This window comes from Collinsella sp. CLA-SR-H006, from assembly GCF_040097075.1.
In the GTDB taxonomy this organism is placed as follows: Bacteria; Actinomycetota; Coriobacteriia; order Coriobacteriales; family Coriobacteriaceae; genus Collinsella.
Genome location: NZ_JBBNPD010000001.1, coordinates 236,994 through 251,481, shown reverse-complemented (window position 1 = coordinate 251,481; position 14,488 = coordinate 236,994). Strand labels below are relative to the sequence as shown.

General features: G+C 58.5%; 15 protein-coding genes. 7 read left to right on the top strand and 8 right to left on the bottom strand.

Annotation, left to right across the window (positions count from 1 at the left end):
• The first annotated feature begins 28 nt into the window (after positions 1-28).
• Positions 29-2,269 (top strand): DNA gyrase subunit A, encoded by a 2,241-nt coding sequence (locus AAA069_RS01190; RefSeq protein WP_196031530.1) that lies wholly within the window; start codon positions 29-31, stop codon positions 2,267-2,269.
• A 248-nt stretch (positions 2,270-2,517) separates the two neighbouring features.
• Positions 2,518-3,612, top strand: coding sequence for an ATP-binding protein (locus tag AAA069_RS01185; protein WP_035136953.1), 1,095 nt, complete (start codon positions 2,518-2,520; stop codon positions 3,610-3,612).
• A 107-nt stretch (positions 3,613-3,719) separates the two neighbouring features.
• On the opposite strand, the gene AAA069_RS01180 is transcribed toward AAA069_RS01185, so the two are convergent.
• On the bottom strand, positions 3,720-4,250 hold the full coding sequence (locus AAA069_RS01180) for a flavodoxin family protein (protein WP_349105018.1): 531 nt from the start codon (positions 4,248-4,250) through the stop codon (positions 3,720-3,722).
• A gap of 321 nt (positions 4,251-4,571) precedes the next feature.
• Between AAA069_RS01180 and AAA069_RS01175 the strand changes: the two genes are divergently transcribed.
• Entirely contained in the window at positions 4,572-5,492 is a 921-nt protein-coding gene (locus AAA069_RS01175; protein ID WP_349127343.1) for an LPXTG cell wall anchor domain-containing protein, read from the top strand.
• Between the two features lie 616 nt (positions 5,493-6,108).
• Here the strand turns inward: AAA069_RS01175 and AAA069_RS01170 are convergent.
• A complete protein-coding gene (locus tag AAA069_RS01170; RefSeq protein ID WP_349114719.1) occupies positions 6,109-6,435 on the bottom strand; it encodes a helix-turn-helix domain-containing protein in 327 nt (108 codons plus the stop codon).
• Positions 6,436-6,586: 151 nt separating this feature from the next.
• On the opposite strand from AAA069_RS01170, the gene AAA069_RS01165 reads away from it, so the two are divergent.
• Entirely contained in the window at positions 6,587-6,940 is a 354-nt protein-coding gene (locus AAA069_RS01165; RefSeq protein WP_349127342.1) for a cupin domain-containing protein, read from the top strand.
• Between the two features lie 246 nt (positions 6,941-7,186).
• Here the strand turns inward: AAA069_RS01165 and AAA069_RS01160 are convergent, their stop codons facing one another.
• From AAA069_RS01160 to AAA069_RS01140, 5 genes are read right to left on the bottom strand one after another with little or no spacing between them, the layout of a single operon-like run.
• Positions 7,187-7,663 carry a flavodoxin gene (locus AAA069_RS01160; protein ID WP_349127341.1) on the bottom strand — a complete coding sequence of 159 codons (477 nt, stop codon included), beginning with the start codon at positions 7,661-7,663 and terminating at the stop codon, positions 7,187-7,189.
• 14 nt (positions 7,664-7,677) lie between these two features.
• On the bottom strand, positions 7,678-8,547 hold the full coding sequence (locus AAA069_RS01155; protein WP_349127340.1) for an aldo/keto reductase: 870 nt from the start codon (positions 8,545-8,547) through the stop codon (positions 7,678-7,680).
• 4 nt (positions 8,548-8,551) lie between these two features.
• Complete coding sequence (locus AAA069_RS01150; protein WP_006234615.1) at positions 8,552-8,878, bottom strand: carboxymuconolactone decarboxylase family protein; 327 nt, start codon at positions 8,876-8,878, stop codon at positions 8,552-8,554.
• Positions 8,879-8,891: 13 nt separating this feature from the next.
• The gene (locus AAA069_RS01145; RefSeq protein WP_349127339.1) at positions 8,892-9,323 is read right to left on the bottom strand and encodes a cupin domain-containing protein; all 432 of its coding nucleotides are present in this window, start codon (positions 9,321-9,323) and stop codon (positions 8,892-8,894) included.
• 22 nt (positions 9,324-9,345) lie between these two features.
• The gene (locus AAA069_RS01140; protein ID WP_349127338.1) at positions 9,346-10,068 is read right to left on the bottom strand and encodes a RibD family protein; all 723 of its coding nucleotides are present in this window, start codon (positions 10,066-10,068) and stop codon (positions 9,346-9,348) included.
• A gap of 133 nt (positions 10,069-10,201) precedes the next feature.
• On the opposite strand from AAA069_RS01140, the gene AAA069_RS01135 reads away from it, so the two are divergent.
• Entirely contained in the window at positions 10,202-10,669 is a 468-nt protein-coding gene (locus AAA069_RS01135) for a MerR family transcriptional regulator (protein ID WP_349127337.1), read from the top strand.
• Between the two features lie 243 nt (positions 10,670-10,912).
• Here the strand turns inward: AAA069_RS01135 and AAA069_RS01130 are convergent, their stop codons facing one another.
• Complete coding sequence (locus AAA069_RS01130) at positions 10,913-11,347, bottom strand: IS3 family transposase (RefSeq protein WP_349127395.1); 435 nt, start codon at positions 11,345-11,347, stop codon at positions 10,913-10,915.
• Between AAA069_RS01130 and AAA069_RS01125 the strand changes: the two genes are divergently transcribed.
• Both AAA069_RS01125 and AAA069_RS01120 read left to right on the top strand, forming a co-directional pair.
• The gene (locus AAA069_RS01125) at positions 11,241-11,627 is read left to right on the top strand and encodes a hypothetical protein (RefSeq protein ID WP_349127336.1); all 387 of its coding nucleotides are present in this window, start codon (positions 11,241-11,243) and stop codon (positions 11,625-11,627) included. The two genes, AAA069_RS01130 and AAA069_RS01125, sit on opposite strands and share 107 nt — an antisense overlap.
• Before the next feature lie 89 nt (positions 11,628-11,716).
• A complete protein-coding gene (locus AAA069_RS01120; protein ID WP_349127335.1) occupies positions 11,717-14,458 on the top strand; it encodes a PRD domain-containing protein in 2,742 nt (913 codons plus the stop codon).
• Positions 14,459-14,488: the final 30 nt, after the last annotated feature.

Sequence of the window (14,488 nt, the reverse complement as noted above, 5' to 3'; positions counted from 1 at the left end):
CGGCCCATAAGAAGTTCAAGAGGAAATCGTGGCAAAGAAGAAGACGAAGAACCAGCCAAAGAAAAAGCAGGTCAACGCCGAGAACGTCATCGGCCTGCACTCCGAGGTCACCGACCAGCCGATCACGCAAACGCTCGAGGTCAACTACATGCCCTACGCCATGAGCGTCAACGTCTCGCGTGCGTTCCCCGAGATCGACGGCTTTAAGCCCTCGCACCGCAAGCTGCTCTACACCATGTACAAGATGGGTCTGCTCAAGGGCGAGCGCCAGAAGAGCGCCAACATTGTGGGCCAGACCATGAAGCTCAATCCGCACGGTGACGCCGCGATCTACGAAACGATGGTGCGTCTGGCCACCGGCAATGAGGCACTGCTCGCTCCCTTCGTGGAGTCGAAGGGCAACTTTGGCAAGTACTATTCGGGTGACCTGAGCTACGCCGCTTCGCGTTATACCGAGGCCAAGCTCTCCCCCATCAGCGCCGAGATCTTCAAGGACATCGACAAGGATCCGGTCGACTTCGTCGACAGCTACGACGGCGCCATGAAGGAGCCGCGCCTGCTGCCCACCACGTTTCCCAACATCCTTGTCTCGGCCAATAAGGGCATCGGCGTCGCCATGGCATCCGACATCTGCGGCTTCAACCTCAACGAGGTCTGCACTGCCACAATGCATTACCTGCAGGATCCCGACTGCGACCTGCTCGAATATATGCCCATGCCCGACTTCTCGACCGGCGGCGAAATTATCTACCGCCGCGAGGAGATGGAGAAGATCGTCGAGACCGGCCTTGGCAGCTTCCAGATTCGCTCCCGCTGGCGTTGGATCCCCGAAGAGCGCATCATCGAGGTGTACGAGATCCCCTACACCACCAAGACCGATGTCATCATCGAGCGCATCGTCAAGCTCTCCAAGGAGGGCAAGGTCAAAGAGATCGCCGACATCCGCGACGAGACCGACCTCTCGGGCTTGCGCATCGCCATCGACCTTAAACGCGGCGTCGACCCCGACAAGCTCATGGCCAAGCTCTATCGCTCGACCACGCTGCAGGATTCGTTCTCATGCAACTTCAACGTGCTCGTCGACGGCTATCCCCGTGTTATGGGCGTGCGCCAGATCCTGCACGAGTGGGTCAAGTGGCGTATTGAGTCCACGCGTCGCCGCATCAACTTTGACCTAGGCAAAAAGTCCGAGCGCCTGCACCTGCTGCACGGCCTCGAGGCTATCTTGCTCGACATCGACAAGGCGATCGCCATCATCCGTGGCACCAAGCTCGAGGCCGAGGTCGTGCCCAACCTTATGCGCGGCTTCGACATCGACGAGACCCAGGCCGAGTTTGTTGCCGAACTCAAGCTCCGCAACATTAACGAAGAGTACATTCTCAACCGCACCAAGGACATCGCTAAGCTCGAGGGTGAGATTGCCGAGCTTGAGGAGATCCTCTCCAGCGAGGAGAACATCAAGAAGGTCATCAGCGACGAGCTGGCCGCGGTCAACAAGAAATATGTGATGCCGCGCCGCACGGGCAGGATCGAGCCCCATGAGGTCGTCGAGGTAAGCCTGGAGCCCGAGGTCGAGGAGTACCCGGTGACCATCATGCTCTCGCGCGATGGCTACCTTAAGAAGATGACGGACCGCGTGCTCAAGAAGGCGACCACGCTCAAGTACAAGGACGGCGATAAGCCCTTTATCGAGTTCCCGTCCTCCAACACGCACGAGCTGCTCGTGTTTACCAACAAGAGTCAGGTATACAAGTGCAAGGTCGCGACGTTTGAGGATACCAAGTCGGCCCAGCTGGGCTCGTACCTGCCGACCGATCTTGAGATGGAACCCGACGAGAGTGTCATCTGGGTCATCGACCCCGAGGACTACAAGGCCGACGTGCTGTTTGTCTTTGAGAACGGCCGCGTGGTGCGCGTCGCGCTTTCTGGATACGTCACCAAGACCAACCGCAAACGCCTCAAGAACGCCATCTACGGTGGCAGCAAGCTGCTGTATGCCCAGGTGCTCAACACAGATCGTGACATCGCGCTGGTCTCGAGCGACTATCGTTTGATGAACTTCAACACGTCGCTGCTCAAGACCAAGACGACCACCAACACGCAGGGCGTCCAGGCCTTTACGGCCAAGAAGGGCCGCTCGGTCACCACCGTCGGCACGACCGAGGAGATTCTTGGCGCCGGCGTCTCGGCCGAGAAGTTCACCGCGCAGAGCCTCCCCTCAGCCGGTGCCCTCATGAAGGAAAACGACATGCCGAGCCTGTTTGACTAGGTACCACGGCAACGAGACCGTTAGATACTTCGCAAAGCGACGAGGCCCGGAGCGCAACGGCATTGCGCCCGGGACTCGTCGTTTTTCTTCTCAACTATTTCTTAACGCAGATTAATTGATTTCTGCTTATTTTTCTGCGTTAAAAAATGTCAGCGTCACTGCTTCGATGCCCTTTGGTCGGTCGTTAGCAAAACTTGCAAAAATTAGCAAAACTTGCAAAAATTAGCAAAACTTGCAAAGGAGACACCATGGAGTACAGCAAGAACCCCTTTACCCCGACGTTCGGAAGTATCCCTCCCTTTCTAGCGGGTCGCGAGCATATTCTGCGTGACATCAACCGTGGTTTTATCAACGGCCCGGGAGATCCAAACCTGTCGACTATTTTTACGGGCGCAAGGGGAACGGGCAAGACGGCGCTTCTCTCGCTCCTTTCAGAAACGGCGCTTGAACACGGTTGGATCGCAGCAAATGTCTCCGCCATGCCAGGCATGCTCGAAGATATTATCGAGCGAACCAAAGAAGCCGCAGATAGCTACCTCTCACAGCCTCATGCGCGCATAAACGGCGTTCAAATTGGTCCAGTGGGCATCGATTGGACATATGCTCAAGAGGTCCAGGGCAACTGGCGCACACGCATGAATGGCATCTTTAAGCAACTCGAAAAACATGACATCGGACTTCTCATTACCATCGATGAAGTCACCGTCGATCTCGAAGAAATGCTTCAATTTGCCTCTGTTTACCAGCACTTTGTACGCGAAGGTAAAAAAGTTGCCCTACTCATGGCAGGACTGCCCTACAAAGTATCGGCGTTGCTGCGTAACGATTCCGTCTCGTTCCTCAGGCGTTCCCAATATCATCAGTTAGGACGAATCACTGACGTTGAAATTGCAAACGCGTTTCGCAAAACCGTTGAGGCCGGAGGACGTTCAATCACACCAGAAGCGCTCGAGAATGCTGTGAAGGCCGTCGACGGATTCCCCTACATGATGCAGCTCGTCGGATATCGCACTTGGGATGTTTCGGAGAACTCGCCCCAAATCAGTGCATCCGATGTCCAGCAGGGTTCCCTACTCGCACGCATGGAGCTGCGTGATCGCATTCTCGAAACGACCTATCGAGAGCTTTCCGATAAAGACATTGAGTTTTTACTCGCGATGCTGCCCGATTCTGGCCCCAGCAGAGTCTCAGAAATTGCCAAGCGTATGGGCGTCGCCAGCAACTATGCAAGCCAATACAAGCGCCGCCTCCTCGAGGACGGCGTCATCGGAGAGCGTGGGCGTGGTCTCGTTGGCTTTGACATCCCCGCATTCAGGGAGTTCCTGAGCGAGAAAGTCTCCTAGCACGCGGAGATTGTCCATAAGGACATCAACGCATGGCAATCAGTAATCCTCTTGGTAAGGGAAGTAGGCTTTCCGCCAACGCTGATTGCCATGCGTTCTTCTTGTCCTTAGGCGAGCTTGCGAGCGAGCTCTCGCACCTCTTCCAACTTGGGCGACGATGCCATGCTGTCGCGCTCGGTCATACCGCTAACGGTGACAATGCCCTGGTCCTCCCACTTGCAGTACGCACAGGTTGACTTGTACATAGCGATCGCCGCATCATAGACGCCCTCGCTGTGGCTATCGAGCAAAAGGGCCGTCTTGGTGAACGGGAAGCCCGTGGCACCGAAGGCGTACAGGCGGTCGATGGCGGCCTTCTCCTGCGCGGTGATATCAAACCAGTAGATAGGCGAAGCGAAGACAACCATGTCGGCGTCTTTCAGCGACTCGATCACGTTGGCCATGTCATCCTTCTGCACGCAAGTGCCCTCGTGGGCGAAGCAATACTGACACCCCAGACAACCAGCGATTTTCTTACTAGCAACGCGGATGACCTCGACCGTATGGCCACCCTCACGCGCGGTCTCAGCAAACGCCTCGACCATGGTGTCGGTATTGGCGCCCTTGCGCGGGCTACCGCTCAATACAACGATATTCATAAGAATCTCCCTTCTTCATGCCGCAGGCGCGCGGCATACATTTCGTTGTAACCAAAACGGATGGAGCTATTCAGTCGTCTGTAGATCGCATCTCTCGTTCGTGTTCTCTAGACACAATCTCATTGCCTGATAACTCCTCGGCCACCTTGATTCTCTCTCCGAGAATTGAACAGCAAATCGTTGCTCGCAAAGTATCGACTGTGAGAAAATTAGCTTGAGCTTTCTCCCTACTCGCATAAGCGTTCGCGTGAAAGAGCCTAGCCGCATCGGCCAGGCGCAATATAGATCCGCGGAAACCGGCCTACGAACAAGGAGCGTCTTATGTATGGACAGCATGTTGCACCGCAGACCCATAACAAACGGACTGGCCTGTCTATCCGCGACGTCAAGCGTCATGCAGACGCCAGAATCGCCGCCTTCGGAGTAAGCATTCTTGTGGCAGGACTGCTTTTGCTACCCTGCGCAGCACTGGCGACAGAAATGCCCGAAACCGATGTCGCAGCACCCATTACCTGCGACGAAGCCAACGCAGAAGGCAGCCTCACAGCTACCACCGTTGTCGACCATAACTATGACCTGGAGCTCCCTCCTGCCTTTATGTTGGTCCAGAATGAGGCGTTTGTATACGATTTCCCCGACAAACCCGAAGACTTCATCTACGGGCTTAACGACACCGTCCTTCTCTTCAAGATCGACACCGATACCGAAGGCCTTATAAAAACCGAGAACCCCAAAGAGGCCAGCGTCTCTATTGCCCTGACCATGATCGACAATCACGTTAGAGCAACCGTAGTCTTTACAGGCAGTTACGCCGACGACCAAATCCCTTACAGGCTGAACCTCAACAGCTCAGCCCACCTTGGCACACACGTTGACCGTGACTTCGACAGCGGGCAAGGGATTATGCACGAGACGCGGCACGATTACTACATCCGTTACATCTTCGACAGTGACGTGCACTTGATTGCAACCGATACGAGCGGTTCCAAACCCGATCCAAGTGTTAAACCGAGCCCAGAGGTCAAACCAGAACCGGAAACCAAGCCCGAGCCCACACCGCAGCCCAAGGCAGAAAAGCCCGCGGCAAATCCCGTTTCCACTAAGGCAGTAGCGGCGGTTAAACCAGCCAGGACCACCCTACCCGCGACGGGCGACAACGGTGCGATGGCTGTCGCCCTGAGTGTTGCCGGTGGCGCAGTTGCAGCAGTTGGTATTTCCGCAACAAGGCGTCGCAACCGCTAGCTAAAACGAATACGCCATTCACACAGGCAAACAACCAAGGTCCAACGAAAACAGTCCAGTCATCCGACTGTACCGCACTCCAGTAGTTCGCAGAGGATATCAAGGAGGTGGCCCAAGCTTCCCTTGTCGCCCTCGAGCTGTGCGACAGGCAGATCAGGTTTGGGAAGTAGAACGGCCCTTGCGCGAGGCGTGGATCGGGCAAGTTTGACTTTTATTCCCAGGGCCAAGCAGGGCCGGAGGTTTTATTGGCGGCTCTTGCGGGCGGCGCGAGTTTTGGCGAGGACGTAGGCATCGGGGTCGTCTTTGAACCAGGGGCAACGGCGCACGCCGGAGACCATATGGCAGTGGGGGCAGCCGCCCATGCACATGGGCAGAATGTGGTGCGCGGATGATTGGGCGTCCGCAGGCTGAGTGAAGCCATAACAACACTTCGTGCATCGATCAGTTTGAGCCAGCGTGCGCATGTCGGCGCCATACCGGGAAAGGAGGGCCTTCTTGTAGGGCGGACGACCCCATTGCAGTCTCCTTCCGCTCTATAACTACGGAATCGACGGCAGCCGCAGGAGAATCGCTATCGTACTCGTAGCGGTTCTCCGCCCCCTAAGCAGCGTGTCCGCTACGAAACGACCGTCTTGTAATAAGCGCCGAAGTCTGCGAGCGAGTCCATGATGGGCATCATCTGGCGGCCGAGCTCGGTAAGGCCATACTCAACGCGGGGAGGATTCTCGCCATAGTCATGGCGAAAGACCAGCCCATCGTCCTCCATCTGCCGCAGGCTGTCGGTAAGCACCTTCTGAGAGATCCCCTCAAGGTTGCGGCGCAACTCGTTGAAACGCCAAGGGCGTACGCGCAAGTTACGGATAATGAGCAGCTTCCACTTGCCGCCAATGAGCGCTACCGCCGTTGCGACCGAACACTCCGGAAGCTCCTCTTTCGCCATCACGGGAGACCCAACCTCCTCGACCATACCGGTTTCACAAAAAGGTATGCAGTTACAAATATGTGCGTACTCGTATTTGCATGCGCCTTCGCGTTGAATATAACTCGCGCAGGAGATGCCTGCAAAGTAAATCAACCCAAAGAGAGGAACCATTATGGCTAATTATGCAAAGACCCACATCGGAAATGAGAGCCGTGTCGAGCTGCACGAGGTGCTCGGGCTTACCGGGGCAGAGGTGAGTGTCAGCAATCTTCCCGCCGGCGCTGGCGTTCCGTTCGTCCATGCACACAAGGAAAACGAGGAGATCTATGGCGTGCTCGAGGGCGCGGGCTCGGTCACGATCGACGGTGAGGAAATCGAGCTTGCAGCCGGCGACTGGCTGCGCATTTCCCCCGCCGCACACCGCCAGTTCCGCGCCGCGTCCGACTCGGGCATCACATACGTCTGCATCCAGGTCAAGCAGGGGTCCCTTAATACCTTCACGGCCGACGACGCTATCATGTTCTAATTCGCAATCGATGCGCAAGGGGCCAATGAAGCCCCGCCCGTTGGCCCCTTACGCTAATCTGTTGACGCAAAGCTACCCCACATCCCAGCCGTCTTCACGCAAAAGAGGCGGAGGCACGCTTTGTCGGTTCCGGGAATAAAAGCCAAGACAGTTACAATATAATCACTTCGAACTCAGGACGTTGAGCTTTCGTTTTGTCCCAAATCCTTGCCAGCTCTGTGGCGGATGCCGAAAGCTGCAGATCGATTATCTGCGGATTGCATTAATCCATGCCTGAATATCTTTCTCAGAAGTACGGAGCATGGATTCATCGAACTGTACATCGAGGCCCGGCTTCACGATTGCGCCCTTGCAGGCTTCCTCAAAGTCCTTCAGCGCGTGTCCCAGCCAGCCTCCATTGGTGGCAAACGGATACACGATCTTCCCGGTCAGGTCAGCCCGCTCCAGGAAACTGCGCATGGCGGGCGCAAAGGTGTACCACCAGACAGGAGAACCCAGGATGATGGCGTCGTAATCTCTCCAGCCAATGTGCAGCGGCTTCAGTTCCGGGCAATAACCCTCGGCAATCTCACGCTGCCCCTGATTGACGACTTCATCATAATCGCCATCGTAGGGAACAACCGTATCCATACGAGCAATATCCCCGCCGATTTCCCTCTGGATCATCTCGGCGATGCGCTTCGTGTTGCCTCCGTAGGAGTAGTACAGAATCAAGGTTTTCATTTCACGCTTTCTCCTCATGCAAGAGGCTTTCCGCTGAACACGGGAAATGCGCTGAATTCACCATAGTTGGCGATGCGCTCCATGTTCTTGAGAGTTTCCATGTCTTCCTCGGAGATCGCGAAATCCACGTCCGCGTTGCTTTCCATGTGGGCGGGATCTGCCGTCTTGGGAAGCGCGACGGCTCCAAGCTGAAGGACATAGCGGATGCAGAGCTGGGCGGCAGATACGCCGTACTTCTCTGCCATCTTAACGATCGCCGGATTCTTCAGCGCCTCACCGTGGGCAATGGGAGAGTATGCCTCCACCTGGATGCCCTGCGCCTTGCAGAAGTCCACCAATGCCGAATCGGTGCTGGTGATGTGCAGGAGGATCTGATTGACCATGGGCATCACGCGGCAAGAGCCCAGGAGGTTCTCAAGGTCATCTTGCAGGAAGTTGGACACGCCGATTACCTTGACCTTGCCCGCCGCCCGCGCATCCTCCAACGCACGCCAGACCTCCTTGTTCTCCTCGAAATAGCGCTTCTCCACACGGAACTCGCTCCACGGCTGGGGAGAGTGGATGATCATCTGGTCGAGGTAGCCGAGCCCCATCCTCTCCAGCGTCTCATCGATGGACTTCGCCGCATCCTCGTAGGTCTTCAGCTCTGCCGCGATCTTGCTGGCGACGAAAAGCTCTTCCCGGCGAACGCCGCAGGTGCGCACGCCCTCGCCGACGCCGCGTTCGTTTCCGTAGGCCTGTGCGGTGTCGATCAGGCGATAGCCCAGCTTTACCGCCTCGCGAACGGCTTCCGCCGCCTCTGCATCGTCGATAAACCAGGTGCCCAGTCCCAGCTTGGGAACCTGAACTCCGTTTGCCAACGGATAGGTTTCATTTAAGATCATCGTTCTACTCCTCGCCCCAGATATCCTTTGCCATGCGGAAAACCGCCCACGCCTTGGGCCAGCCGCAGTAGAAGGCTGCATGGGTCACGACCTCCGCGATTTCTTCTTTTGTAATACCGTTCTTCTTTGCCGTCGTCAGGTGATAGCGGAAGCTCTCATCGGTAAGCCCCTGAGCCATCAGAGCGACGACGGTCACGAGGGAGCGGTCGCGGAGGCTGAGCTGCCCCTCTCGGCTCCAGACCTCTCCGAAGAGCACGTCATCGTTCAGTTCCGCGAATTTCGGGGCGAATTCGCCCAGGGCATCTCTGCCTGCCGTCTGCTTGACTGCCATGTTTCGTTCCTCTCTACAGCCTTGCGTACTCTTCATGGGATACCGGCTCGCACCACTCGTTCTCGCAATTCTCGCCGGGAACCTCCACGGCGATATGGCTGAACCAGCTGTCCTTCTTCGCTCCGTGCCAGTGCTTGACGTTGGCGGGGATCATCACGACGCTGCCCTCGTGCAGGCTGACGGCGGCCTTGCCCTCCTCCTGGTACCAGCCCTCGCCAGCCGTGCAGAGCAGGAGCTGACCGCCTCCTTTGTCCGCGTGGTGGATATGCCAGTTGTTGCGGCATCCCGGCTCGAAGGTCACGTTGGCGGCGAACAGGCCGCCTTCCGGATCGGTCAGCGGATTCAGGAACGAATCGCCGGTGAAGTACTGGGCATAGGCGGTGTTCGCCATTCCCGTGCCGAATACGTTGACCTTCTCGAACTGCTCTTTTTGTTCATACCTCATAATTGAAACCTCCTGCTAAGGATTATCGATTCACGCCATAGCGCAGCCAGACCGCCCCGCCGTCCATGGCCTTCGCCTCTTTCAGCGTGAAGCCAAGGGCCTTACTCTCCGAAATGCCTTCTGCGGCTCGGAAAACCGGAGGCGTATCCGGGTTCCCGTCTGCCGCCGCCGCCAACACGATGCTGATCTCATCGCACATCCCCGCTTGCAGGAACGACCAGTTCAGCACGCCGCCACCGCCCAGCATCAGGGTCTCGATGTTGAATTCTTCTTTCAGCTTGGAAAGGGCCAGGCCGTGATCCAGCTCCGTTTCTCCCGCGATGATGTACGAGATTCCCAGCTTTCTCAAAAATGCCCTGTAGGCGTTGCCGACCTGCTCTGTCAGCACCTCGACGACATGGGCGGTGGTATCCACATAGCGCAGGGTGCTGCTTTTCCACCCCAGCTTGCCGTGGGGGTCCACGGAGACATAGAACATTCCGAAGTCCGGCTGCGCGATGAAATCACCTGCCGGAACGGCCGGCGCATCTTCGTCCAGGTCCGGCTTCCTGTAGAAGGTGAAGTTGTCGTCCGTCGTCACCCTGCCGGACAGCCAGCCCTGGTGATGGTAAAAGGGCTCTTTCCCGAAGGCGATGTCGTAGAACGCATCGCCCGCCGCTCTGCCCTGCGGCGTTCCCATGTAACCGCCCATGATCTTTCCGTCCAAAGCGCACATCATGTGGCAGAAAACATACGGCCTGTTCACGTTCGATTCCCCTCCTTATGATTGACAAACATTCTGTTTGGAAGCATGCTTCCTTTGAACTTCATGTGCATCCTAGAACTTGAAGTTAACTTTAAGTCAAGGGGATTCTGGAATAATTCGGAGGGGTTTTCAGATGGTCTATACGGTGGGAGAGATGGCGAAGCTGCTGGGGGTTGCGGCGTCCACCTTGCGCTACTACGATAAGGAGGGGCTGCTGCCCTTCGTGGAGCGCTCCTCCGGTGGCATTCGCATGTTCCGGGAATCGGATATCGAATGGCTGCAGGTGATCGGCTGCATGAAGAAAGCCGGGATGTCCATCAAGGACATCCGGCAGTACATCGAGATGGCGCTGCAAGGAGACGACACCATCGATTTGCGCCTTGCCATGTTCCGACGCCAACAAGAAGTTCTGAAACAGCAGATGGCGGAATTGCAGCACACCATGGAGATGGTGGATTACAAGTGCTGGTATTACGAAACGGCGAAGGAAGCGGGTACGGTCGATGCCCCGCAGAAGATGGAGCTTGCCGAAGTCCCGGAACGCTTTCGGAAGATTCGGCAGGAGCTGCGCACTGCGCCGGGGACTGCAACAACGATATGACAAGACTGCTTAGGCAACGGCAGTCAACCGCCTTGCTCGCCTTGGGGTATACGCTGCAACCGAGCGTGGCGACCTTGAAGGTCTTGCCGTGGTAGCTCAGCTTGCTGGGGACCGCGTAGACCCGCTTGGTCTTCGCGCTGTAGGTCGGCTCGGCGAAGAGGCTCTCGATGCTGACGGTCCCCTTTGCCAGCGACAGGACCCGCGCCTCTGCCCCAACGCGAGGTGGGTCTGGATTGGCAACACCTATTTGGACGATTCCGGGAGGGACGGCCCCGCCTCCCTGAACTCGACCGGCGACATGTAGCCCAGCGTCGAGTGGATCCTGAAGTTGTTGTACCAGTGCGAGTAATCCGAGAGCTTGGCTCGGAGCTCGCGCATCCCTCCTCGGTCCTGCGGAGTGGCCGACGATCTCCCTGTTGTAGAGGTCGACGAGCAGGCAGACGTAGTTCCACGAGGCCCGACGCGCACGTAGGTCAGGTCGCTGCATATATGGGTGCGCGGCGCCCTGCCGCCGAAGCCGCGCGCGGCGACGTTCGGCACGTCGGCCTCGTTGACCGCCCCGGGGTGCACCTTGAACCTCTTCCTGCCGTACGCGTCGACCAGGCCATTCTCCCTCATGATGCGGCAGACCCGGCGCCGGCTGACGGTGACGCCCGACCTCCCGGGCGACGCCTTGATCTTGCGCGAGCCGTACCGGCCCTTGCTGGCGGCGTGCGCCGCCGCGGCCGCCGTCGCCCCCGACATTAAGGTCCTCGAGGGCCGCGTCGTCTCCGGCGACCAGTTCGTCTCGCCCACGGAACAGAAGGAGCGCATCCTCGCGACCTTCGGCGACCTGTGCTGCGAGATGGAGGGCTGCACCATCGCGCAGGGCCCTTTCCAAAGCGAAGTGTCGAGCCGAAGTGTTGAGCGTCGGCCCCGAATGTTCAATGGCCGTTGTTTTCTGCCCCTCAAGTGGTGAACTTCTCCTCGGGGCTGTTGATTCCCCCACGCGCCCCCTTCCGTTCTCTGTGTTCCCCTTATACTCCTTGTACAAGGAGGTAAGAAGTCATGGACAAGACCGCACAGGACAGCTTGGCAAAGAAGCCCGTCGACATGAGGGACAGGATTCTCGAGCATCTCGAGGCCCTCACCTCTGCCGTCTCGCTCGACGACCTTGCCCGTCTGTCCACCTCCGACATCGCCGAGACGCTCATCATCTCCAGGAGCCTGGCGAGCCAGTACCTCAACGACCTTGTTCGCGCCGGCCTTGTGGTTAAGGTGGCGGGCAGGCCTGTCCGTTATTTTCATCGCCGCGCGTTCCAGAAGCGTTTTCAGGTAAAGCTCTCTGCAAGCGAGTACGCCTCGCTCGCCGACCTCATCCAGGCGACGGGAATCGCCGATCACCGTGACTTCGCGCGTGCCGTGGGCTTTGACCTGAGCCTCAGCTCCGTTGTCGAGCAGTGCAAGGCTGCGGTTCAGTACCCTCCGTTTGGCCTACCCATCCTCTTGAGCGGCGGCGTGGGTGTCGGTAAGTCTTTCCTTTCTCGCCTTGTGTACGAGTACGGCAAGAACCAGGGCTTGCTGTCCCGCGACTCCTCCTATGTGCGCATCGACTGCGCCGGGGTCCCGGACGCCGCCTCGTTCAACGGGCTTCTTGACGAGTCGATCGCGAAATCGCGCGGGGGTGTGGTTTTTGTCAACGGCATCGAGGCACTCTCTCCCTCTGCGATGGAGCACTGCCTTGCGACGGCCCTCGGACTCGATGCCTCCCAGGATGCGCCGCGCGCTCGCCTCGTTCTTTCGACGACGCTTTCCGCCGATGACCTGAAGGTTTCCTCGGCCTACAGCAAAATGCCCATCTGTGCCCGCGTCCCCTCACTCAAGGAGCGGACCCCCGAGGAGCGCGAGGATCTCATCTTGAGCTTCCTGCGCAGCGAGGGGTGCCGAATCGGTTCTGATGTGAAGATCAGCCGCGGCGCATACCGTTGCCTCGTGAACGCGGACTTTTCCGATAACATCGCCGGCTTGCGCGCCTGCGTGACGAACTGCTGCGCCAAAGCGTTCCTCAATCGCGAGGGCGACTACGTCGTCGTTCGCCCGTATCTTCTTCCCAGCGGGCTCCTCTCCTCCGCGCAGATCGATCAACAGCCCGACGATGGCGTTCTGATCGACGCGTCCCTGGATGCCGCCGAGAGCACAGGGCCGGTCGAGCAGGCGCTCGATGCCCTGTGCTCTCTCGATGAGCGATTCTGCGCCGGGGAGCTCTCTGTCTCCGAGCTCGTCTCGCAAGCTGTCTCCGCTGTGCGCGGCGTTGAGGATCACTTGATCTTCGGCCGCGGCGTTACCTCCTCGAGGTCGCGCGCCTTCGAGCGCATCGTGGGCGCGGTCCTTGCCGACGCAGGCTCTTCTTATGGCATCGAGCTTTCGAGGAAGGTCGCTTTTCTGCTGGCCCAGGAGATTTGCCTGCAGTTGTGGCCGGGCATCGGCCTGGCTAAGCGAAAGTCTGCCTGTGCGGAGCAAATCTCCCATCTCCTCGGTGCCGTGACCTCCGAATTACCGTTTGCCTCGAGCGTCTCCGATCAGGTCGCCGCAGACGTGGAAGGGGCGCTGGGAATCTCGCTCGATCACTTCACGAAGACGCTTCTGACGCTGTGCGTCGCATCGGAGTCTCGCGACGCGAAGGCCCTTCGAACGCTCTGCGTCATCTTGTCCCACGGCTACTCAACGGCGACGAGCATCGCCGACGCGGCGAACCGTATGCTCGGCATGCATGTGTACGAGGCGGTCGACATGCCCTACGACCAGCAGCTGAAGGACATCGTCGGTCCGCTCCAGCGCCTCGTCGACCGCCATTCCTACTGCACCGGGGTTGTGTTCCTCGTCGATATGGGCTCCTTGGAGGAGGCCTATAAGGCCCTCGAGAACGTTACCGACTCCACTATCGGCGTGGTGAACAACGTCTCTACCGGTCTTGCGCTCGAGATCGGGGTCGGGCTGCTCGGCGGCAAGTCCATCGCCGAGGTTCTTGGCGATGCGACCGCCGCGTGCGTGACGCACTGCAAGGTGATCGAGCGCGTCAACCGTGAGGACGCCATCGTCTTCTGCTCCGAGTCCGGGGTCGACGCCGCGGAGAGGATACGCCAGCTCGTCTCGCAGAGCCTCCCGCGCACCATAGGCGCGCGCCTGCTCACGAGGCCCTTCAAGCAGCTCGTCGCGAACGGGTCGAACGACGCCGTTTTCTCCGAGCACCGCGTCTGCGCCGTCATTGGCACGGGAGACCCCGGGGTCGCCTCCATCCCCTTCGTCGCCCTCGAGGACATCATGTCGACGGCGTCCGCCTCTAAGGTTGATGCCGTGTTCGGCAGGTGGCTTGACGCTTCCGAGCTCTCTTCTTTCCACGAGAAGCTGCTCTCGAACATGACGCTGCAGAACGTCATCCGCTCCATCACCATCCTCGACCCGGAGCGGCTATTCCACGAGATCGAGAGCGCCGTGCACGAGCTTCAGCGCAGGACAGGCGAGAAGATCGGCAGCAACGCCATCATTGGGCTCTACGTCCACCTCTGCTGTCTCGTCGAGCGCCTTGTTACCAGAAACCCCATTGAGACCTACGTTGGCCAGGACCGCTTCGAGGAGGAGCGTGCCGATTTCATCGAGTCCTTCAGGCAGAGCTTCTCGAGCATCTCGACGCGCTATCGCGTAGAGGTTCCCGTAAGCGAGATCGCATATGTCTTCGACTACATAAGCGTGAGCGCCGCCCCGGCGCGAGAAGAGCGCCTCGGCTCCTCGGACCTCCTGCTCGACGAGTGAACTTCCCCGCGCCGCCGCAAGCTGACCGCG

What these genes read in the sequence shown, in the direction of transcription:
- AAA069_RS01185 (WP_035136953.1), top strand. Translation starts at nt 2,518, where the DNA reads ATGGAGTACAGCAAGAACCCCTTTACCCCGACGTTCGGAAGTATCCCT.
- AAA069_RS01180 (WP_349105018.1), bottom strand. Translation starts at nt 4,250, where the DNA reads ATGAATATCGTTGTATTGAGCGGTAGCCCGCGCAAGGGCGCCAATACC.
- AAA069_RS01175 (WP_349127343.1), top strand. Translation starts at nt 4,572, where the DNA reads ATGTATGGACAGCATGTTGCACCGCAGACCCATAACAAACGGACTGGC.
- AAA069_RS01165 (WP_349127342.1), top strand. Translation starts at nt 6,587, where the DNA reads ATGGCTAATTATGCAAAGACCCACATCGGAAATGAGAGCCGTGTCGAG.
- AAA069_RS01160 (WP_349127341.1), bottom strand. Translation starts at nt 7,663, where the DNA reads ATGAAAACCTTGATTCTGTACTACTCCTACGGAGGCAACACGAAGCGC.
- AAA069_RS01155 (WP_349127340.1), bottom strand. Translation starts at nt 8,547, where the DNA reads ATGATCTTAAATGAAACCTATCCGTTGGCAAACGGAGTTCAGGTTCCC.
- AAA069_RS01150 (WP_006234615.1), bottom strand. Translation starts at nt 8,878, where the DNA reads ATGGCAGTCAAGCAGACGGCAGGCAGAGATGCCCTGGGCGAATTCGCC.
- AAA069_RS01145 (WP_349127339.1), bottom strand. Translation starts at nt 9,323, where the DNA reads ATGAGGTATGAACAAAAAGAGCAGTTCGAGAAGGTCAACGTATTCGGC.
- AAA069_RS01135 (WP_349127337.1), top strand. Translation starts at nt 10,202, where the DNA reads ATGGTCTATACGGTGGGAGAGATGGCGAAGCTGCTGGGGGTTGCGGCG.
- AAA069_RS01120 (WP_349127335.1), top strand. Translation starts at nt 11,717, where the DNA reads ATGGACAAGACCGCACAGGACAGCTTGGCAAAGAAGCCCGTCGACATG.